At 67.9% G+C, this 20,118-nt stretch carries 17 protein-coding genes and 1 pseudogene; 9 read left to right on the forward strand and 9 right to left on the reverse strand.

The annotated features are described in order from the left end of the window. Positions 1-4 precede the first annotated feature (4 nt). Positions 5-1,387, reverse strand: a complete 1,383-nt coding sequence (locus tag IBX18_RS04135) for a TerD family protein (RefSeq protein ID WP_194832378.1) — start codon at positions 1,385-1,387, stop codon at positions 5-7. 184 nt (positions 1,388-1,571) lie between these two features. Here IBX18_RS04135 and IBX18_RS04140 point away from each other — a divergent pair, with 184 nt between their 5' ends. The 5 genes from IBX18_RS04140 to IBX18_RS04160 all read left to right on the forward strand — a co-directional run bounded on the left by IBX18_RS04140 (position 1,572) and on the right by IBX18_RS04160 (position 5,284). Continuing rightward, positions 1,572-2,195: an AIM24 family protein gene (locus tag IBX18_RS04140; protein WP_107653378.1), complete on the forward strand. Its 624-nt coding sequence runs from the start codon at positions 1,572-1,574 to the stop codon at positions 2,193-2,195. Between the two features lie 10 nt (positions 2,196-2,205). Next, complete coding sequence (locus IBX18_RS04145) at positions 2,206-2,910, forward strand: AIM24 family protein (RefSeq protein ID WP_147133133.1); 705 nt, start codon at positions 2,206-2,208, stop codon at positions 2,908-2,910. A gap of 2 nt (positions 2,911-2,912) precedes the next feature. Further along, the gene (locus tag IBX18_RS04150) at positions 2,913-3,677 is read left to right on the forward strand and encodes an AIM24 family protein (RefSeq protein WP_194832379.1); all 765 of its coding nucleotides are present in this window, start codon (positions 2,913-2,915) and stop codon (positions 3,675-3,677) included. Between the two features lie 82 nt (positions 3,678-3,759). After that, positions 3,760-4,680 carry an SGNH/GDSL hydrolase family protein gene (locus IBX18_RS04155; RefSeq protein ID WP_194832380.1) on the forward strand — a complete coding sequence of 307 codons (921 nt, stop codon included), beginning with the start codon at positions 3,760-3,762 and terminating at the stop codon, positions 4,678-4,680. A gap of 121 nt (positions 4,681-4,801) precedes the next feature. Further along, positions 4,802-5,284 (forward strand): DUF1453 family protein, encoded by a 483-nt coding sequence (locus IBX18_RS04160; protein ID WP_194832381.1) that lies wholly within the window; start codon positions 4,802-4,804, stop codon positions 5,282-5,284. A 3-nt stretch (positions 5,285-5,287) separates the two neighbouring features. On the opposite strand, the gene IBX18_RS04165 is transcribed toward IBX18_RS04160, so the two are convergent. Genes IBX18_RS04165 through IBX18_RS04185 form a run of 5 tightly spaced genes read right to left on the reverse strand, consistent with a single transcriptional unit; the run spans position 5,288 to position 12,028 of the window. Continuing rightward, positions 5,288-6,187, reverse strand: a complete 900-nt coding sequence (locus IBX18_RS04165; RefSeq protein ID WP_194832382.1) for an NAD-dependent epimerase/dehydratase family protein — start codon at positions 6,185-6,187, stop codon at positions 5,288-5,290. A 52-nt stretch (positions 6,188-6,239) separates the two neighbouring features. Beyond that, the gene (locus IBX18_RS04170; protein WP_194832383.1) at positions 6,240-7,082 is read right to left on the reverse strand and encodes an HAD family hydrolase; all 843 of its coding nucleotides are present in this window, start codon (positions 7,080-7,082) and stop codon (positions 6,240-6,242) included. Continuing rightward, complete coding sequence (locus IBX18_RS04175) at positions 7,082-9,586, reverse strand: phosphoribosyltransferase (RefSeq protein WP_194832384.1); 2,505 nt, start codon at positions 9,584-9,586, stop codon at positions 7,082-7,084. Before IBX18_RS04175 ends, IBX18_RS04170 begins: the two co-directional genes overlap by 1 nt. Further along, on the reverse strand, positions 9,583-10,797 hold the full coding sequence (locus IBX18_RS04180; RefSeq protein WP_194832385.1) for an HpcH/HpaI aldolase/citrate lyase family protein: 1,215 nt from the start codon (positions 10,795-10,797) through the stop codon (positions 9,583-9,585). The genes IBX18_RS04175 and IBX18_RS04180 overlap by 4 nt, the downstream gene beginning before the upstream one ends. Positions 10,798-10,810: 13 nt before the next feature. Further along, on the reverse strand, positions 10,811-12,028 hold the full coding sequence (locus tag IBX18_RS04185) for a hypothetical protein (RefSeq protein WP_194832386.1): 1,218 nt from the start codon (positions 12,026-12,028) through the stop codon (positions 10,811-10,813). A 145-nt stretch (positions 12,029-12,173) separates the two neighbouring features. Between IBX18_RS04185 and IBX18_RS04190 the strand changes: the two genes are divergently transcribed. The 4 genes from IBX18_RS04190 (at position 12,174) to IBX18_RS04205 (ending at position 15,627) form a co-directional block, all read left to right on the forward strand. Next, the gene (locus IBX18_RS04190; RefSeq protein WP_107653385.1) at positions 12,174-12,749 is read left to right on the forward strand and encodes a TerD family protein; all 576 of its coding nucleotides are present in this window, start codon (positions 12,174-12,176) and stop codon (positions 12,747-12,749) included. Positions 12,750-12,958: 209 nt separating this feature from the next. After that, a complete protein-coding gene (locus IBX18_RS04195; RefSeq protein ID WP_194832387.1) occupies positions 12,959-14,059 on the forward strand; it encodes a DUF475 domain-containing protein in 1,101 nt (366 codons plus the stop codon). A 90-nt stretch (positions 14,060-14,149) separates the two neighbouring features. After that, a complete protein-coding gene (locus IBX18_RS04200; RefSeq protein ID WP_135234053.1) occupies positions 14,150-14,773 on the forward strand; it encodes a Tellurium resistance in 624 nt (207 codons plus the stop codon). 137 nt (positions 14,774-14,910) lie between these two features. Further along, positions 14,911-15,627, forward strand: coding sequence for an alpha/beta fold hydrolase (locus tag IBX18_RS04205; protein ID WP_194832388.1), 717 nt, complete (start codon positions 14,911-14,913; stop codon positions 15,625-15,627). A gap of 35 nt (positions 15,628-15,662) precedes the next feature. Here the strand turns inward: IBX18_RS04205 and IBX18_RS41900 are convergent, their stop codons facing one another. The 3 genes and pseudogenes from IBX18_RS41900 to IBX18_RS43365 all read right to left on the reverse strand — a co-directional run. Next, complete coding sequence (locus IBX18_RS41900) at positions 15,663-18,137, reverse strand: ATP-binding protein (protein ID WP_228540289.1); 2,475 nt, start codon at positions 18,135-18,137, stop codon at positions 15,663-15,665. Further along, positions 18,073-18,870 carry a hypothetical protein gene (locus IBX18_RS41905; protein WP_228540290.1) on the reverse strand — a complete coding sequence of 266 codons (798 nt, stop codon included), beginning with the start codon at positions 18,868-18,870 and terminating at the stop codon, positions 18,073-18,075. The genes IBX18_RS41900 and IBX18_RS41905 overlap by 65 nt, the downstream gene beginning before the upstream one ends. A gap of 341 nt (positions 18,871-19,211) precedes the next feature. Continuing rightward, positions 19,212-19,922: pseudogene (locus IBX18_RS43365) on the reverse strand (BTAD domain-containing putative transcriptional regulator); the annotation flags it as partial. Between the last annotated feature and the right edge of the window lie 196 nt (positions 19,923-20,118).

The following is a 20,118-nucleotide window of genomic DNA, read 5'->3' on the forward strand; positions in this document are numbered from 1 at the left end:
CCGATCAACCGTGCTGCAGGAACCGGCCGAGATGGGGTACTGCCTCACCGGGATGCTTGGCCGCGAAGCCTTCGCCGAGCGCCTGCATCTTCCAGTCGTTGCCGACCCGGAAGACCTTCGACATCGCCATCGCGGTGAAGGGCATGCCGCCGGCCAGGGTGTACCTGGCCAATTCGGCATTGTTGGTGCCGTCGACCAAGCGGCAGAACGCATTCTGCACCTGCTCGAAGGTGTGCCCCTTGTAGGAGGTCACGATGAACACCAGCGTGGACACGTGCGCTGGGATGCGAGTGAGATCGACCAGGATCACCTCGTCGTCGCCCTCGCCCTCACCGGTGAGGTTGTCGCCCTGGTGCCGGATCGAGCCGTCCTTGGAGGTCAGCTGGCCGTAGTAGGCGACGTCCACCGGGTTCGTGTCGGCGAACATGACCACCGACGCGTCGAGGTCCACATCGACGGTGCGGTTGCCGAACATGCCGCGGCTCTTCACCGGATCCCAGCCCAGACCCATCTTGACGAAGGTCAGCGCGGCGCCGCCCTCCTTGCGGAGGGTGACCCGCTGGCCCTTCACCAGGCTGACCGGGCGGTCCTTGCTCAGGCTCACCTCGGCAGGCGGCTGCTGCGGCGGAACCGGCTGTCCCGGCGGCGGATACGCGCCCTGGCCGGGCGCGGCGCCCGGTCCGGGCGGCGGCGGATAACCCTGGCCCGGCGGCGGGTAGCCGGGGCCGGGCGGCGGGTAACCACCGGTCGGCGCGTACTGCGGATCCTGAGCCGGGTACGCCGGTGTGGTCGGCGGCGGCTGGGTCGGGTAGGCGGGCGGCGGTGGCGGTGGCGGCGCTGGCGCGGCCTGCGGTGCTGGCGCGGCCTGCTGCTGGGACGAGGAATCGTCGACCGTCACGCCGTGGTCGGTGACCAGCGCGGCGAAACCGCCCGCGTAGCCCTGTCCGACGGCGCGCACCTTCCAGCTGCCCTGGCGGCGGTAGAGCTCGAGCGCGATGACGATCGACTCGGTGCTCAAACCCTCGATCTGGTACTCGAACAACCGATTACCCGTCGCGTCCGACACGATCGCGGTCGGCGCGGGGAATTGCCCGAAGTTGCTGTTCGCGTCGTCGAGGGTGATCACCGCGCGAATCTGCGCGATATCGGCGGGCACCGAGTTCAGCGACACGGCAAGCGAGGCGGGCTGCCCGGCGGGCGCGGGCTGCAGGTTGACCCCGGGTCCGCTCGGCTGGTTGAAGAAGACGAAGTCCGCGTCGGAGCGGACCTTGCCCTGCTCGGTGACCAATAGTGCGGAAAGATCCGCCGGCGCCGTGAGCTGGATGGAGATCACCACGTCGTTCGTGGCCAGCGGACCGTTTTGGCCCTTGGCGAGTGTTGCGGACAAGTTAGACCCTTCGCTTGTCGGTGCGTTCGAATGCCACTCTACGAGAAAGGCGCGGGCAACGGTTCCGGTAAACACCCTCGTTGACCCCGTCAGTTGCCGGGGCATCGGCTAATGTGTCGACACGCAGTTGGAATGTGGGGGTTTTCCATGTTCCCGTAACGAGACAGCGAGCAAAAACACCCTCATGGCGCAACTGTTCGAACAATCCAAGAAGGTGATCGAGGCGCACCTCGCCGGGACGAGCCTGCGGGCGATATCCGGGTCGATGATCGCCTACGAAGGCAACGTGCAGTTCAAGGCGGCCGGTTTCGGCGGCGGCGACGGAGTGCTAGCGGGGCTCAAGCGCCGCGCCACCGGCGAGAAACTCGCGCTGATGGAATGCTCCGGCAACGGCCGGGTCTTCTTCGCGGTGAACGGCCAGCACGTCACCGTGGTCAACCTGAACAACGAGACGCTGCAGGTGGAGTCGCAGCAGCTGCTCGCCTTCGCCGGGAACCTGCGCACCGACGTACGGTTCGCCGGCCTACGCGGCGCGTCGACCGGAGCCGGGCTGTTCACCACGACGGTGTCCGGGCAGGGCCAGGTCGCGCTGCTGTCGGCGGGCGGGCCGCTGATCCATCTCGAGGTGTCGCCGCAGTACCCGCTGGTCGTCGACCCGGATGCGTTCGTTGCCGCGCGCGGCAACCTCAATCAGTCGTTCGTCACCGACGTCTCCTGGCGCACGGTGGTCGGTCAGGACGCGGGCGAGGCGTTCTCGCTGCGCTGGGACGGCCAGGGCGTGGTGTTGATCCAGCCGGCGGAACGGTAAGGGCGAGCGGATGTTCGAGAAAGTCAACAGCAAGGTCGTCAAGGTCAACGTCGGGATGGCGGGTGGCGTCGCTGCCCGCACCGGCGCGATGCTGTTCTACACGGGTGACGTTTCCTTTGCGCCGCACCAGATTCCGGGCGGCCAGGCGATGGGTGGCGGCGGCGGGCTGATGCGCATGGCCGGCCGCATGATGGCGGGCGAGCACGAGCGCACCATGCTGGCGCAGGGCACCGGTGAAGTGCATTACGGATTCGCGGGACTGGAAGTCCATGTAGTGCAGATGCAGCCGGGTGCGATGCTGCGGGTCGAGGCGTCGCGATTGCTGGCCAATACCGCGGGTTTGCAGAGTTCCATTGTCTCGGTGATGAGTTCGGGTGGCAGCGGGGGCGGTGGCGGCGGCGGACTGATGGGTGCGCTGCGTGGCGCCGCGACCGGGGCGCTGACCGGCCAGGGCATGTTCACCACGCAACTGTCCGGGCAGGGTGCCGCCGTCTTGCTGGCGCACGGCGGATTCCTGGAACTGCAAGTGGGCGGCCCGAATCCGATCGTGGTGGATCCGCAGGCGTTCGTCGCCGCGTACGGAAACGTGCAGACCGAGCTGAAGACCGCGCTCAGCTGGCGCGACGCGGTGGGTCGCGGTTCCGGCGAGGCGATGCAATTGCATTGTGTCGGACAGGGTGTCGTGTACGTGCAGGCCTCGGAAGAGAAGTTGTGACCATGACCGATATCTTGAATCCGATGAATCTCGGTGACAGCGACAATATTCCGGGAAACAGCTACGCCTACTGCATCGACCTGAACAAGCCGTGGTTCATGCGCAAGGGCGCGATGATCGCCTACTACGGCGACATGCGATTCCAGATGCTCACCCATGGCCTGCAGGGCGGGATGATGCACATGGTGGCGCAGCAATTCTCGGCGCCGCTGTTCACCGGCGACTATGTGGTGGCCGAGGGGCACGGGAAGCTGATCATCGGCGACCGCGGCTACGACATCAATTCCTATGACCTCGAGGACAACGGCAACCTCACCATCCGCGCCGCCAACCTGCTGGCGTTCGAGCCGGGCCTGTCGCTGAACCAGTCGATCGTGCCCGGCTTCCTCACCCTGATCGGCACCGGCAAGTTCCTGGCCTCCTCCAACGGCCCGGTCATGTTCGCCGAGCCGCCGCTGCGGGTCGACCCGGAATCCCTGGTCGGCTGGGCCGATTGCCCCTCCCCCAGCCATCACTACGACCAGCGCTGGATCTCCAGCTTCCTGGCCGCGGGCGCCGCGCGCTTCGGCGTCAGCTCCGGCGAGGAACGCCAATTCGATTTCACCGGTGCGGGCACCGTGCTGATCCAGTCCAGCGAGAAGGTGATCAGCGACGCCATGCTGGTCCGCACCATCGAGGGCCAGATCCAGAGCGGCATCACACCCACCGGACTGCAACGTCTGCAGGGCGTCATCGCTCAGCAGCTGGGCGGACAGCAGGGGTACTGAGTGCCCGTGCGGGGCGGCGCGTCCCGGGCTGCGCTACTTTCGGACAAAGCTGGCCAGACGTCTGGACAAGGTGGTCGATACCGTGGCACGACGTTCGACACTGTTGCGTACCTTGGCGATCGCGGCTGCCGCTGTCACCAGCGCCGGTCTGGGTCCCGCGGTGGCCGCCGCGCAGCCCGGCGCGCAGTATGTCGCGCTCGGTAGCTCTTATGCGGCCGGCCCGGGGATCGCGCCGGTCGCCGACACCGGGTGCGCCCGATCCGCGCAGAACTATCCGCGCCTGCTCGCCGACGCGCTCGGGCTCGGGCTCGGGCTCACCGACGTCACCTGCTCGGGCGCGACCACGGCCCATATCCTGGATACTGCGCAGCGACTCCGGGACGGGCGGTCGGTACCGGCGCAGCTCGACGCGGTGACCGCCGATACCCGGCTGGTCACCGTCACCATCGGCGGCAACGATCTGCGTCTCGTCGGCACCATGATCACCCAGAGCTGCGGTAACGCTGCCGTCCAGGCGTTTTCGCTGCCTACGGCGGCGGCCGATGCGGTGACCCGCGGGTGCGCGCTCGGCGGCGGCGATCTCGCTGGGCCGTCGATGGATACGGATTACGGTCGCGTCGAGCAGGCGCTGGTGCGTATCGCCGACGCGGTGCACGCCAAGGCACCAAATGCCCGCGTGCTGTTCGTCGACTACCTGCCCGTCGTCGATCGCGAAGCCACCGCATGCGCCGCTGTGCCCCTGCAACCGCACCAGGCGAGCGCCGCGCGTGCAGGTTATGACGGGCTGCTCGCCGCGACCGCCCGCGCGGCCCGGTCGGCGGGCGCCGACGTCATCGAGGTCGACCAAACTCACACACCGTGCACACCCAGCCCGTGGGTCACCGGTTTCGCCGACCCCTTCACCCGCACACCGGATCTCGCCGCCGTCATGAGCTCGTACCATCCCAACCTCGACGGCATGACCGCCATCGCCCAGCAGATCGCAGGCCTGGTCAGCAGGTAGCTGCCCGCAGGTGGTGGCGGCCGAACGACGCGCAGTCATCCTTCGGATCGTCCGTTCGGTGGACTCGGCGGCGCTCGGGGCGGGGTTAGTTTCCCGGCAGGACTTCGTGCTGGGAGGCGCCGTGAGTGTGGGATTGCTGCTCGTCATCATCGTGGGGGCGATCGTGCTGATCGTGAAGCGGTTCCTGGGGGAACCGGTGGACGCGCGTGACACGTTTCTGACGCCGTTGATCCTGGTGGGGGTCGGGATTTACAGCGTCACCAGGGTCGAGGGGCTCAGTGGCGTCGACCTCACCTGGTTGGTGATCGGTGGCGTGGTGGGCATCGCGTTCGGTGCGGTGCGTGGCACCACGACGGTGCTCTTCGAGCGGGACGGGCATCTCTGGCAGCGCTATACCGCGAAAACCCTTGCCGTCTGGGCGGCTTCGGCGGCGGTGGGATTCGGCATCAACGCCCTCGGCAGCACCATGGGGATGCATCACGACGCCAAACCCCTCACCCTGTCGATCGGTATCGGCATGCTCGGGGAGATGTGCACGCTGGGACTGCGCGCGCTGTCGACCGGTATTCCGTTCGCGCCGGACAAGAAGGCAGCCCGGTTCTAGACGTCATGACCTCCGGGCCCATCCAGCACGCAGGATCGTAGTTACATCGGATGCCGTTGCTTGCCAACCTAATTCACGACGCGCCCGGTCGCTGTCGCTGACCAGTCGCAGTGGCTCCTGCGCCGCAGGCCGATGCTCCACGGGGATGGTCCGACCGGTCAACCGGCTGGCTTCGGCAACGAGTTCAGCGACACTGGTGCCACTGCCGCTGCCGATGTTGTACCGGCGGCACGCACCGCGCTCGGGCAGGTGTGCGACCGCCGCCGCGAAAGCTGTTGCAGCGTCTTCGATATGCACATAGTCGCGCACCGCGGTGCCATCACCGTTGATCGCAAGGGAAGGCTCGACGCCCGCCGCTACGGCGAGGACGCGCGGCACGATCCTGGTCGGATCCGGGTCGGCGCCGCCCGCGATATTGAACAGCCGCAACACCACTGCCGCGAGCTGACCGGTCGCCGCCTGGGCGGCGATCACCGACTCGGCGGCCGCCTTGCTTGCCGCGTACGGATGTGGCGGACGGTCCGGCAGTTCCTCCGACATCGGCTGCCGGTCCGGCGTGCCGTAGATCGACGCGGTGGACGCGAAAACCAGCCCGCCCACCTGCGCCGCGGCCATTGCGCGCAGCAGCGCGACCGTGCCGCCGACATTCACCGCGAAGTAGCGCAGCGGATCGGCGACGGATTCGCGGACGCGAGTGAGCCCGGCCAGATGACACACCACGTCGATGTCGCGAACAGCCGCGGTCAAGGCCTCGAGGTCGAGCAGGTCGGCAGTCCGAACCGGCCCCTCCCCCGGCGTTCCCGCGCCACGCACCAGCCCGATCACCTCGTGCCCGCTGACCCGCAGTTGCTTGACGACGGCACCGCCGAGGTAGCCGTTCGCACCCGTCACCAATACCCGCATCCGCACATTGTCGGGTGGCGCAGCGCGCGGTCGGCCACCGGGCCGACCGGACCTACTCAGCCGACGGTGCGCCCTTGATGAACCAGTTGATGATCTCCTCGCCTGCGAGGATGCCGGTGGCCCGGGTGATGGTGAGGTTGGGGTGGGTCCAGTTGAGATGCTCGAGTTCGCCGTGCCGCGGCCGGATGGCGTAGTCGGCGGCGCGCAGCATCTCGGCGTCGAGGGCGCCGTCGCCCGCGGCGAAAGTTTCGGCCTCGGTGGCGAGTTCGCCGGATTCGAGCAGGCGGCGGCGGACCTCCGCGACGGCGTGGCTCTTGCACACGACATCGGGCATCGAGTAGATCTTGCGGCCCTGCTGGGAGGCGGACCAGCCACGGGCCCGGCACCAGGCATCCCACTCGGCCAGGAAACCGGCGGGAACTTCCTTGGGGCGCACGACCAGATAGCAGAAGAGGTCGTCGGCCTCGCGGAACTTGGTGACCCACGAATCGTCGATGCGGGTCCGGAGTTCGGCGGTGACCTCGGAGAGCGGCGCGCCGCCCGCGCGGACCTTGGCGTCGATGTCGATGCGCCAGCGCAGGTCCGGCACGCCGTCGACCAGGATGTTGCCGCCGTTGCTGGTGATGGCGTAACGCCATGGGGCACCGGGCAATTGGATGCGGGTGAACTGCTTGATGGTGCGGGTGGTCGTCGGGATGACCGCGGCGGGCTCGGTGAGGGTCTGCATGCGCAGCGCGGCGGCGGTCGTCATGAACGACAGCGGCGCACCCTCGAGATGTTCCACGCAGACGGTCGGCACGTCGGCGGTCGCGCTGAAGGCGTTGCGCGAGTAGATCATTGTCCGGTCCAGGTCGGTGGCGACCAGCGTGTGTCTTCGGGGTCTTCGTAGCTCCATCACGGCTGCTGCACGTCCTTGATCAGTCCCATACACGAGTAGGCCAGGTCGGGCACGACCTCGACCGGCACGCCGCGGGCCGCGGCGAGCAAGCGAATGTGCGCGTGTTCGGGCGCCTCGGCGTCGCGCACCAGCACCAGCCACGGCATCCGCCGCAGCAGCACCCGGGTGGTCTCGCCGACGCCGGGCTTCACGAAGTTCACACTGGCAACGCCGTATTCGGCGCGGACCTGTTCGACCGAGGCCCAGCCCGCCCAGGTCGGCGTGCGATCGCTGTCCCGAACGGCCGCGACCGCCGCGGGTACCCGAGCACGGACGGCATCGAAGGCGGCGGTCACCGTATCGATCAGGCGCTGCGAGACATCGTCGTCCGCGAGTTCGCGGTAGTACTTGGCACCGTGGAACTCGCCCGGCCCGATCAACGTGTCGTTCAGCACCGTGCGGGAAACCAGGCCGGACACAGTCGAATTCAGGCAGGCGGAAGCGATGAGGAAGTCGTCGCGCGTGCCATAGGTACGGACGCAATGCCCAGGGTCGGCGAGCACGGCGAGCTCGTCGTTGAACCGCGCGCCACCCGCGGTGTGGTACGCGTCGAGGGCTTCGGTGAGCTCGCGTGTGATGGCGCCCTTGCCGGTCCAGCCGTCCACGAACACGATCGAAGCCGGATCATGATGGCGCGCAAGGTAATCCAGCGCGACGGCGTCGATACCGCGATCCCGCACGATGGAGACGGCGTAGTGCGGCACGTCCAGGCTTCCGGCGGCCCGTCCCGAGCGCAACCAGCGCCGCATGAGAATGCCGATCGGCGTGCCCGCCCGCGCCAGCGACACCAGCACGATGTCGTCGCCGCGTTCGGCCACCACGAGTTCGGCGACGGTCGCCACGGCCAGCGCCAGCCGTTCGGCACTGTCGGCGAGCACCTCGTCGAACAGCGAACGATAGGCGGCGTCGGGCTGGTACTCGATCGGCAGCGACTCCGCGTAGTGCGCGGCACCGGACTGGATGCGCCGTTCCCGTTCGGCCACGTCGGCCTCGAGGTCGACGTCGGACAGGTCCTTCAACAGCCACGAAACATCTTCGGCCGCATAAGAACCGAACTCGGGGCCGTGCAGCGGTTCGGGCAGTGCGCGCGCCACCGCGGCGCCACCGCGCGCGGCATGCAATGCGCGGGGATCGGCACCGGGGATCACCGCGACGAGCACATCGGCGCCGGAGGCGGTCAGGACATCGACGAGCCCACCGTCCGCGACGAGCGCCGCGGTATCGGCGGGCGGATCGATGACGACGACCAGCACCGGGTCGACGGACTCGGCCACCGGCGCAGCACCGTCGGGCTGACCGGAGAACTCCGCCGTCCAGTGCGCGTTGTACAGGTAGCGCGGCGCTTCCTGATCCGATTCCGGTGCGGTGAAACGGAATCCGCGACGCAGCGGGTATCCGGGCTCGTCCAGCACGTAGGCCGGTGACCGCGTGGTGGTCTGGTAGCGAGTCGGGGTGCCGGAATCGGCCAGCTCCGCCGCGAGCCGCAACGGCAGATACATCAGCTCCTCGTGCGCGAGCACGATCACGGGCCGTCCGGGGAACGCCAGCTCGAGCCGGGACCGCAGTACCTCGTGCGCGGCCCCGACGGCCGCGTCGAACGCGGTGAGGTCGGCGCGCAAAATCCCATGCCTGCCGCCCTCGGGCACTGTTGCGGGCCAGGGCAGCTCGATCCGCTCGAACGAACCGCGCTGTGCGGCAACAGGATTCAGTTCAGGTTCCGGCAGCTCCGCGACCGCGTCCACCAGACCGTCGGGCAGCACGGTGCGCCCCGACGCCAGGCAGACGGTCTCGATGCTGACCCCCAGCTCGGCGGCCGCCTCGTCGAAGGCGATGCGATCGGCGGCCAGGCGCATATCCACCAGCGAGGCGAGCAGGTAGTGCGAGCGCGGCGAGAAAGCGTGCAGCGCTCGAATCGCGTCGAGTGCCGTTGCGCCGGTGGAGATTTCGTCATCGACCAGCACCAGCGGAAGATCGTTCACGAAGATATCGGCGGGCACCGGCTGCAGCAGATGCGAGGTGGCGTGCGAGTGCCCCTCCTCGAATCCGGTGAGGGTCTGCGCCTCGGCGACATCGCGCCGCGTCGAATGCAGATAGCCGACCGCGCCGATCCGCGCCGCCACGCAATGCCCGAGCCCCGTCGCGGTTTCGGCGAAGCCGAGCACCAGCGCCTCGCGGTCACGGAGCAGCTCGCGCACCAGATCACCGAGCCGATTCGCGCCGTCGAGCACCACTCGCGGGTCGGTCGGCACATGCTTACCGAGCACAGTGGACACCAGCAGATGCGCGCGCCGCGGATTGCGACGCAGGCCGGGCTGAATCAGCTCCGCGATCGCCAGCTCGGCGGGCAACGCACTGGCCTGCCCGGCATCGATCGCGCTGTACGACTCTTCGTGGTGCAGTTGGAGACCGAGAGTTTTTGTCGCCCAGGGAATCCCGACAAATTCCAGCGCAGCGCCGGTCATACCGTTACCAACGCCGTCAACAAATCCACGAACGAAACTCCCTTATTCGCCACACCGAAAACCCGCGCCCGCAACAGCGTCTGCCGCGCCCAACTACGGTGCGGGCGCATTTCATTCATCTTGTTCCGATAACCCGACGCCGCGACGCCGCCGACATCGACCTGCAGAATGTCCAGCGCGTCGGAGTACTCCTCGTGCGTCACCACCGACAGCGCGTGCACCGCCGCCACATGCGACGGATGGATCACCGTTTTGCCCTGGATCCCGTTGGCCCGATCGAGCGTGATCTCCCGCAGCAGACCGTCGAGGTCCCGGCTCACCAGGTACTGCCGGAACGGCACCGCGTCGGACTCCTCGAACGGCGCGGTACGCAGTAACGGCCGGAACATCCGCTCGTGATCGGCGAAGTACTCCCAGACCGGCCCGGTGATCACGAAGCCGGTCCCATCCGCGCGACCCAGGTAGTTCACGATGTCGGCGATCACGTCGGCGACCACCCGCACGTCGTAGATGGTCAGATCCCGGTCGCGCCGAATGCCGAACGTCGAGCACATGTCGGTCGCGCCGACCCGCACCGCGAGCACCCGCTCCCGATGCTCGGCCAGCAGCTCCGCGATCAGCGTGAGTTCTTGATCGCGCGTCTGCCGGTGCACCAGCCCGGCCGACTCGAGCACCGGCATCCCGTAGATGGGCCTGCCCAGTCGCTGCATCGCCGCATCCAGCGCGGCGAGATATTTCGGCCCCGTCGTGCTGTCGAACTTGGGAAACACGAAGCCGGTCAGCACCGCGGCGCCCGCGCCCAACTGCTCGACGATCTCGCCGATCGTGTCCGCGTCGCGGACCCGGACGAACAGCAGCGGATTCGAATCGCCGTTGGCCGCCAACAGGTTCAGCGCGTCCACGGTCTGCCGTTTGGCCAGCTCGACCTCGTGATCGGCGACCGCGTCTTCCAGGTCGATCACCATCGAGCACACGCCGCGTTCGGCGCGTTTGCTGATGGTCAGGGCCAGGTCCGGCCGGGTGGCCGGTGCGTACAGCGTCGCGCCGAGGCCGACGGCCAGTAGTTCCCGATCGGTGCAGTCGTCGCCGAACGGCTCCGGCTCGCGGTGGAACAGATCGCGCGCCTCCGGTCCGTGCAGCTGCCGGAAATGCCGCAGCGGCATGCGCTTCCGCAGGGAAACCTCCCGCTGGACGGCGATGCCTGCGGTCATCGTTTTCCCACCCTCATTCTCGTCGTGGTCCTGCTTGTTTTCTCATTCGATCCACTACCCCGGCTATGAAGTCGGTGATGGTATCCAGCTCCACCACATAGGCCCAGTAGTTCGGGTGCCTACCTGTCAGTGTTTCGCTGATCCGGTCGATCCGTGCGGCCTGTGCGTCCAGCACAGAGCCCCATTCGGTGACGAGCCCGCGACTCACCGCGAGCATTTGGGCGTCCCGCAGCCGAAATCGTACGGCCTTGGCTTTCTCTTGCGGGTCGGACCGTACTTCACGCAACGTGGCGAGCCGTTTGGTGACGGCGTCGACCCGTTGCTCGGCCTCTGTCAGATACCCGCGGGCGGATGTGGTCAGATCAAGTGCAATCTCCGGGTTGTGCTCCGCCGCTGCCGCGCGCGCCCGGCCCAGGGCGGCCTCCGCGGCATCGATGGCTCGCTGGCTTTCCCGCTCATTGTCAGCTAAATCGGCCGAACTCGCAGCGTTGAATTCGCGCAGCAGGCTCGAGTACGCCGGTGCGAGCCCCTCGGCCTTGGTCCGCGCGGCGGCCAGCCTGGTGCTGACCGAGGAGATCGCGGTCTTCGCGGCCGTGGCTCGGGTCGGCGCCTGCGCCAACGCGTCCGCCAACCTTTTGGTCGCCGCCTCCAGCCGGTTCGCGGCCTCCCGGACCGCGGCGGCGGACGCGCCCGGACCCAGGGCTTCCAGTGTGACAAGAGCCTCATCGACGGCCGAGGTGTGCGCGCGGACCGAGGGGTAGTTCGCGTGCTCGGATTCGGCCGCCTGCCCGCGCACCCCCGCCGCGGTGAGCTTTACCTGGTGAGCCAGCTGCGGCACGGTGCCGAGAATCGCGACGGCCTGCTCGAGCTGGGCCTGATGGCGGCGGTAGAACTCGTCGACGGCCCGGGCCGCGTCGGTCAGCTGTCTGGTCACCGTCGCGGTCTGCTGTGGGCCCTGCGCCTGCGGGGTTCCCTCGCGTTCGGCCTGGTCGAGCTGCTCGGTCAGCGCCACGTACGCGCCCGCGGCGTCGTAGCAACGGCCGCGCACCGGCTCCCAGGCCGCGGCCATTCTGCGATCCGGGAACACCTCCTCGGCCGCGTGCACCGCCGCCTCGGCCGCGCTCTGACGCTGGTCCATGTCGAGGAACGCGGACGCGAGCGACGCTCGCGCCTGCTCGATCCATTCGTTGTTCCCGGACGAACGGAACCAACCACGCCTACGACCCGCCACGCCCCGATCTTAGAGATCTCTCGTGTTCACCGAGGGTTCTGCGGGTTCCTACGCAAGTTCGCGGAAACCTACTACTGTCGTAAGGCGTACCCGGCGATTCGGACATGCTGGGAACCAATGACGGACTATTGAAAGGGAATCCCGCATGGGTGTCAGTTTGTCCAAGGGCGGCAATGTCTCGCTGACCAAGGCGGCGCCTAACCTGACCGCCGTCGCAGTCGGCCTAGGGTGGGACGTACGGACCACCACCGGGGTTGACTTCGACCTCGACGCCAGCGCGATCGCGACCGGCGCGGACAAGAAGGTCCTCTCGGACCAGCACTTCGTGTTCTTCAACAACCTGAAGTCGCCGGAAGGCGCCATCGAGCACGCCGGCGACAACAAGACCGGTGAGGGCGAGGGCGACGACGAGGTCATCAACGTCGACCTGGCCAACACGCCGCCGACCATCGAGAGCATCTTCTTCCCGGTGTCGATCTACGACGCCGAGACGCGGCAGCAGTCGTTCGGTCAGGTGCGCAACGCCTACATTCGCGTTGTCGACCGCAGCAACAACGAAGAGCTGGCCCGCTACGACCTCACCGAGGACGCCTCGACCGAGACCGCGATGGTCTTCGGCGAGCTGTACCGCAACGGTGCGGAGTGGAAGTTCCGTGCCATCGGTCAGGGCTACGCGGCCGGCCTGGCCGGTATCGCCCGCGACTACGGCGTGAACGTCTAAAGCACACTTCACAACAAGCAGGGGGCCTGGTGACGGGCCCCCTGCTTGTGCGCCCGGGCATCCGGATGCGTGGGAACCCTGCTGCGTGCAGGATCGTTGGACAAGCAAGGGTTCTCCGGCCACGCTGGTATCAGCGGCGCCGAATCGGTTTCATCAGACAAGCGCTCGGACGGATAGTCGTCCGGTCGACGCAAACGAAAGGTCCCCGCGTGGTCGTGCGCATTTTCGGCATGTCGATCATCGTGACAGTGCTGTCGCTAGTCGTAGCCTTCCTGTACGGCGGACCAACGGCATTGGCGCTGGTCTTGATCCTCGGCATCCTTGAAGTCTCACTGTCCTTCGACAACGCCGTCATCAACGCGACGGTGCTACAGCGGATGAGCGAGTTCTGGCAGCGGATCTTCCTCACCATCGGCATCCTGATCGCCGTGTTCGGCATGCGCCTGGTCTTCCCGCTGGCGATCGTCTGGGTCACCGCGGGGTTGAACCCGGTGAAGGCGTTCGACCTGGCGCTCAACCCGCCCGAGGGGGACGCAGCGTACTTCCCGAACGGCGAGCCGAGCTACGAAACGCTGCTCACCGACGCGCATCCGCAGATCGCCGCGTTCGGCGGCATGTTCCTGCTGCTGCTGTTCCTCAACTTCATCTTCGAAGAGCGTGAGATCACCTGGCTGTCCTGGCTGGAGCGCCCGCTCGCCCGATTCGGCAAGCTCGACATGCTCTCGGTGGTCGTCGCGTCCATCGGACTGGTGCTCACCGCGGAACTGCTCACCCCCGACGACAAGCGCTCGACCGTGCTGCTCGCAGGCCTGCTCGGCATGGTGGTCTACATCGTGGTGGACGGGCTCGGCTCGATGTTCCACACCGAGGAGTACTCCGGTGACGGGCCGTCGGAGCTGGTCAAGGCCACGGGCAAGGCCGGGTTCTTCCTGTTCCTCTACCTCGAGGTGCTCGACGCGTCGTTCTCCTTCGACGGCGTGATCGGCGCGTTCGCCATCACCGCCGACCCGATCATCATCGCGCTGGGCCTCGGTCTGATCGGCGCCATGTTCGTCCGCTCGATCACCGTGTACCTGGTGCGCAAGGGCACGCTCGGCGAGTACGTATACCTCGAGCACGGCGCGCACTGGGCGATCGGCGCGCTGGCGGTCATCCTGTTCGTCTCGATCGGCGTGCACGTCAACGAGCTCGTCACCGGCCTGGTCGGTGTCGCGTTCATCGGTGCCGCGTTCGTCTCCAGCATCCTGCGCAATCGCCGCAATGACGACAAAGAAGTGGAGAGCGAACGAGAGCCGACCCCGGTAGGCTGATTTTCGGCAGGCAGCCGAATACTCGTGCGGCAGCGGCCACTCCCTCGGGAGGACCGCTGCCGCTCCCATTTCTCTAGGGGGATCACGCCGATGGCGAACGACAGCAACGCCGGTGGGGTCAACCTGTCCAAGGTGACCCTGTCGAAGGCGACACCCAGCATCAACCTCACCAAACCGGGTGAGCAGCAAGGCAACATGCGGGTCAACCTGAACTGGTCCACCGGTTCGAAGGGTTTCTTCCGCAGGTCCAAGCCGGTCGATCTCGACCTCGGCTGCCTCTACGAACTGGCCAACGGCAACAAGGGTGTCGTGCAGGCGGTCGGCAATAATTTCGGTGCACTCGACGCCGAGCCGTTCATCGCGCTCGACGGTGACGACCGCAGCGGCAACGCGGCCGGCGGTGAGAATATGCACATCAATCTCGCACGGCCCGAATTGTTCCGGCGCATTCTGATCTTCGCCTTCATCTACGAGGGCGTGCCGAACTGGGCCGCCGCCGACGGTGTGGTCACCCTCTTCCCGACCTCCGGCCCGCAGATCGAGGTCCGGCTCGACTCCCCGGTGGACGGTGCTCGCTCCTGCGCCATCGCGCTGCTGCAGAACCAAGGCAGCGGCATCACGGTCCACCGTGAGGTGCACTACATCAACGGTGCGCAGAAAGAGATCGACGAGGCTTATCGCTGGGGCATGAACTGGCACAGCGCTCGTAAATAGAACACCCCTTTTCGCGCGCGACAGACCGCTTGACCAGCGCGTTCGGTGGACATTCAGACCACGTTCAGTCGACTCCAGATGCTGTAGGAGATCGATCGCCGGTACTGCGGCGCTCCGACGTGAACTGGAGGAAACCCATGACCACCACCCCGAATGTGCTGCTCGTGCACGGCGCCTGGGCCGACGGGTCCAGCTGGAACAAGGTGATCGAGCGCCTGCTCGACAAAGGCTTCGGCACCGTCGTCGCCAGCCAACTGCCGCTGCGCGACTTCGCCGACGACGTCGCCGCCGTCACCCGCGACCTGGACGCGCTGATCGGTCCGACGATCCTGGTCGGCCACTCCTACGGCGGTGCCGTGATCAGCCAGGCGGGCGCCGGTCGCGCCGACGTCACCGGGCTGGTGTTCGTCGCCGCCTACGCCCCCACCGCGGGCCAGTCCGCCTTCCAGATCAACCAGGAATTCGGCCAGGACCTGCCCAGCGGCGCAGACCTGGTGAACATCGGCGCCGAGGACATCCCGGATCTGATCATCGCCCGCGACCGCTACCACGCCGACTTCGCCGCCGACGCCGACCCGCGCGAGGCCGCGCTGCTCGCCGCCACCCAGAAGCCCACTTCGGTACTGTCGCTTGCCGGTTCGGGCACCGCGACGCCCGCGTGGCAGACGCTGCGGGACAACACCTGGTACCAGATCTCCGAGCTGGACGCGATGATCCACCCGGACCTGGAGACCAAGATGGCCTATCAGGTGGCCACCGAGGATCACATCGTTTCGCTGGCCACCGGGCACGCCTCGATGATCACTCAGCCGGATGCCATCGCCGAGCTGATCGCGCGGGCCGCCGGTCAGTAAAGGCGGACGACACGATCGCTTGCATTCAGCCCACGTCAGCCGGCGGGCAGGCTGCCGGCTGACGGGATGCTCGCCGTCGCGCCGAGCAGATCGCCGATGAGTTCGAGATACCTTGTCGCGCCGATGGTTTCGGCGTGCGAGCGAGCCTCCCAGCGCAGCTCGACGGCCCGCTCCGGGTCGCCGCTGTCGTGCCGGACCGCGGCGAGTTCCAGCAGTGCCGGGATCAGTTCGACCGGCGAGTCGTAGCGGCGCAGCAGGCCGACGGCCCGGTCCAGCAGGTCCGCGTCCACGCCGTCCGGCGCGGCGGAAGCCATTGCGCGCAAAGCCCTTCCGATGGTGCCGGGGGTATCCCACTGTTCGGCCAGTTCGAGTTCCGCGGCGGCCAGTTCGCGGGCCTGCGCGCGCTCGCCGAGGCGCACCAGTTCCATGGCCGCGGAGCTGCGCCACGGGATGTGGGCCGGGTTGCGGATGCCCACCGCGCCCACGCGGCGGCCGCAGTCCAGGAAGTGCGCGATCGCCTGGCGGGAATCGCCGCGGGTGGCGCACAGCAGACCCTTGACGTGGATGACCACGGTCCACTCCCAGGTTTCCGGGTTGGCGTGCTCGGTCACGCTGTCGAGCCACTGCTCGGCCTCGGTCAGGCGGCCGAGCCCGAGCAGGGCGTGCGCGTACTGGGCGACCAGTGCTAGTGGCGGCCGGATGGATTCGTCGCCCAGCGTGCCGACGGTCGGTGCGACCTCGCGCAGCACGCGGCGGTAGTCGCCGCAGCGCAGCAACACCTCCGAGTGCAGGATGAGGCGGTAGACGTCGATGGTGCCGAAGTGGTGGTCCTTGCGTTGTTCGCTGAGTTGCCTGGCCAGCGCGAGGTCGCCGGACCACATGGACAGGTGCGCCAGCAGGCCGATCAGTTGCTGCGGCAACACTTCCCAGCCGCGGGCCGGATCAGGTTCGGCGGGGAAGCGGGCGAGAGTCGCGCGCGCAGTGTGCCGCACGCGGAAGGCGTCGTCCCAGGTGAGTATCGCGGTGGTGATCTGATCGGTCGATCCGGCGCTGCGCAGTGCGGCGACGTAGTCGCGCCAAGTGGCCGAGGTCAAACCGGCAACCGCCCAGGATGCAGCGCGGATACTCTTGGCCGCCAACGGGTTTCGTTCAGCCGTCTCGGCGAGCACCTCGTCAAGCAGCGCCATGGCCGCGCCGGACTGCCACCGCGTCGACATCGTCCAGGCCAACGGTATGAGCGCGGTCGGCGTGACCTGACGCGCACGCTGGCTGTGCAGCGCCTCCTCTAGGTGTGCGCGGGCCGCGGCGGGATTTGTCCACAGCTCCAACTGGCCGAGCCGGACGAGAATGTCGTCGCGGCCGGTCGGCGCGGTGATCCGCAACGCTGCCGCCAAATGGCGCACGGCATCGACGATCAGGCCGTGCCGCAAGCATTCCTCGGCCGCGTCCAGCAGCACCACCGTCCACCGCGCGTACTGCACGCCGACCAGATCACGAAGGTAGGCGGCGACCTGCCTGGCCGAGTAGCCCGCGCTGCGCGCCTGTTCGGCGGCGGCGATCCGGATCCGGTCCGTGTCCTCGCGGCGGCCGAGCCAGCGAATGGTGTTGCCGATCAAGGGATGACGGAACACCGGCGGCGTCACCGAGGTCAAAATGCCTGAGGCGGACAGTAATTCGCAGCGGTGCTGGATCACGCCGGCCGGTTCGTCACAGGCGGCAGCGAGCACCTCGATGGTCGGCGCCACATCCGCCAGCACGGCGAGGGCGCGCAGCATGGCGACCCCGCGCGGGGAGTATCGGCCGAGCAGTCGGCTGATCGAGCGTGAATAGCAGCCCTCCGGTAGATACTCCGGGATGCGGTCGTGGTCGCGCAGGGCGACCAGGTCGGTGATCAACGCACCGGCCAGCAGCGGAATATCCGCCGTCACCTGCTGAATATCCGCGGCCAGTCCCGGCGGGCACACCGTCCCGGTCCGCCGCTCGTACAGGCCCTCGATCGCGGAGACGCTGAGTCCACTCGGCCGCAAGATGGCGACGGCGAGCGGCTCCAGCCGAGCGTGCAGATCGAGAATCGCAGGCTCCCAAGGACGTTCGTCCAACGCCAATACGAGCAACACGCGCATCCGACGCAATCGTGGTGCCACCGCCGTCAGCACCCGCGCCGAGCGCTCGTCCAGGTGCTCCGCACCATCCACCAGCACCACGTGCAGACCTGCCGAGGAATCCTGAATCAGCTTGGTATGCAACGCTTCTGCCAGCTGAGCATCGAAGTCCTGCACCGACACATCGACACCGAGCAGCTCCTCGATCGCCCCCAGCGGCGGCGCACCGTCCCACGGCGGTGGCAGATCCACCCGCCGGGCATCAGGCACGCGACGCGCCAACTCGTCGAGCAACTGCGTCTTCCCGAAGCCCGGCCGCCCCGAAATCACCACCAACCCACCGCTACCCGCGGTGGCCCGCTCGGTCCACGCCGTGATCCGCGTCAGCTCCTGGTCGCGTTCGAACACCAGCGGTGACGCGGAATCGGGTTGCGGTACCGGTGCCAGGACGGGTACCGATGGTGGTGTTACCGGTGATATCGCCCCCGTCGCCGACGCCGAGGCGACCGGCGGTGTTGACGCCGTTGCATGTGCGATCGTCCACGTGGGGGCTGCTGGCGGTGTGGGCATCGGTGCGAATCCGACCGCCGACGGTCCCATCGTCGGCACCGCGGCTGCCGACGTCGGTTCCGCTACTGGTGCTGGTGCCAGTGGCGATGATGGTGCCTGCGGTGTCGATGCCAGTGGCGATGCTGCCGTTGGCGCCACAACTGATGTCGGCGCGGGTGGGAGTGTCAGGGCCACTGGCGAAGTCGGTGCTGGTTCCGGCGGCGCAAAAGCCGGTGCCTGGGGCCGTGGCGGCGTCGGGGCGGCCGGCGATGTCGCCGCCGACGACGGTGCCGGTGCTACCAGCGATGGTGCCGATGGCGGTACCGGTGCTGCCGGTGATGGTGTCGATGGCGGTACTGGTGCCGGCGGTGTCTCTGCTGCCAGCGGTGCTGGCGCCGCAACGGAAGTCGGCGTCGGGGATGTCGACATCGGGAATGTCGACGTCGGTGCCGGTGCCGGAGCCGGAGCCGGAGCCGTTGCCGTTGCCGTTGCCGTTGCCGTTGCCGGAGTCGGAGTCGGAGTCGGAGTCGGAGCAGCCGACGACGCCGGTGCCGCCTGTGCTGGTGTCGGCAACGACGCTGGTGCAGGCCACAGCGCGGACACCATCGCGAGTCGATGTTCAGCGCCGGGCGGGAGCGGTGCCGACTCCCTTACCCAGGCGGTGTCCGAAAGCCGCTGTGCAGCGGTATCTTCCGGAGTCTCAGCGGTCCGAGCTGGCACACCATCAGACCAATTCTGGCGCGTAAAGCGCTGCGCGACAACGGTAGTCGAGTCATCAGCCACCTCGCCCGCACGTGGTTCGGCGGCGGCCGGTTTTGGTTGTCTCTCAACGTGCGGTCGTTGCGGTGCCCGGTTCACCACGACCTCGCCGGACAGGATCTGGGTATGCAGGGCGCGAAGTTGCTCCCCCGGTTCGACACCCAGCTGATCCACCAGCAAGTTACGCGTCTCCCGGTAGACGTCCAGCGCCTCGGACTGACGCCCGCGGGAGTACAGCGCACGCATCAGCACCACGCGTGGACGTTCGCGCAGTGGGTGTTCCGCCGTGAGTACCCGCAGACGATCGATCACCTCATCGGAACGGCCGAGTGCCACAGCGACATCGAGGCTGTCCTCCACCACGGCGAGCCGCCGTTCGGCCAAGGCCGTGCGTTGGCGTTCGGCGAACGGGCCGGGCAGTCCGGCGAGCGGTTCGCCGGAATACAGGGCGAGTGCCTGCGCGTAGCGGTCTTCGGCACGCGCCCAATCACCGGCTTCGCGGGCGCGGCCCGCTTCGCCGACCAACCGGTCGAACACGCCGAGATCGGTCTGCTCGTCCTCGATCCGCAGCTGATATCCGCCGTGCCCGGACAGCAGCAGCACCGGCGGCGTGCGTGGCTTGCGGTCCGGCTCGAGTACTCGGCGCAGTGCGGACACGTACGTCTGGATCACGCCGACCCCGCTGGCCGGCGGCACCCCGTCATACAGCGCGGCGAGCAGACTCGACGCCGACACCCATTGCCGCCGCCGGAAGGCCAGCACGCACAGCACGGTCCGGCGCTGCGGCGGGCCGAGCGGCAGGATCTGCTCGCCACGGTGCGCTTCCACCCCGTTGAGCAGCGTCAACCGCACCGCGGGCGGCGAGCCCGCGACCGCCTGATCCATCCGTTCTCCACCGCCTCACTCCGACCTGGCCCGACCAGGGTAAGCGGACCGGCGTCCAGTGAACACGGAAAGCACGCGCGCCGCAGGGCGGTGACCACTGCGTTCGCCCGGTTGCGACACGGGTCGGGACCGCCCGCTGAGCAGGGCGTTCGGCTAGTCTCGAGCAACCGTTCAGCAGCACCCGGCACGCTGTCCG

Origin of the sequence: Nocardia sp. XZ_19_369 (assembly GCF_015355715.1) — a bacterium.
Classification (GTDB): domain Bacteria; phylum Actinomycetota; class Actinomycetes; order Mycobacteriales; family Mycobacteriaceae; genus Nocardia.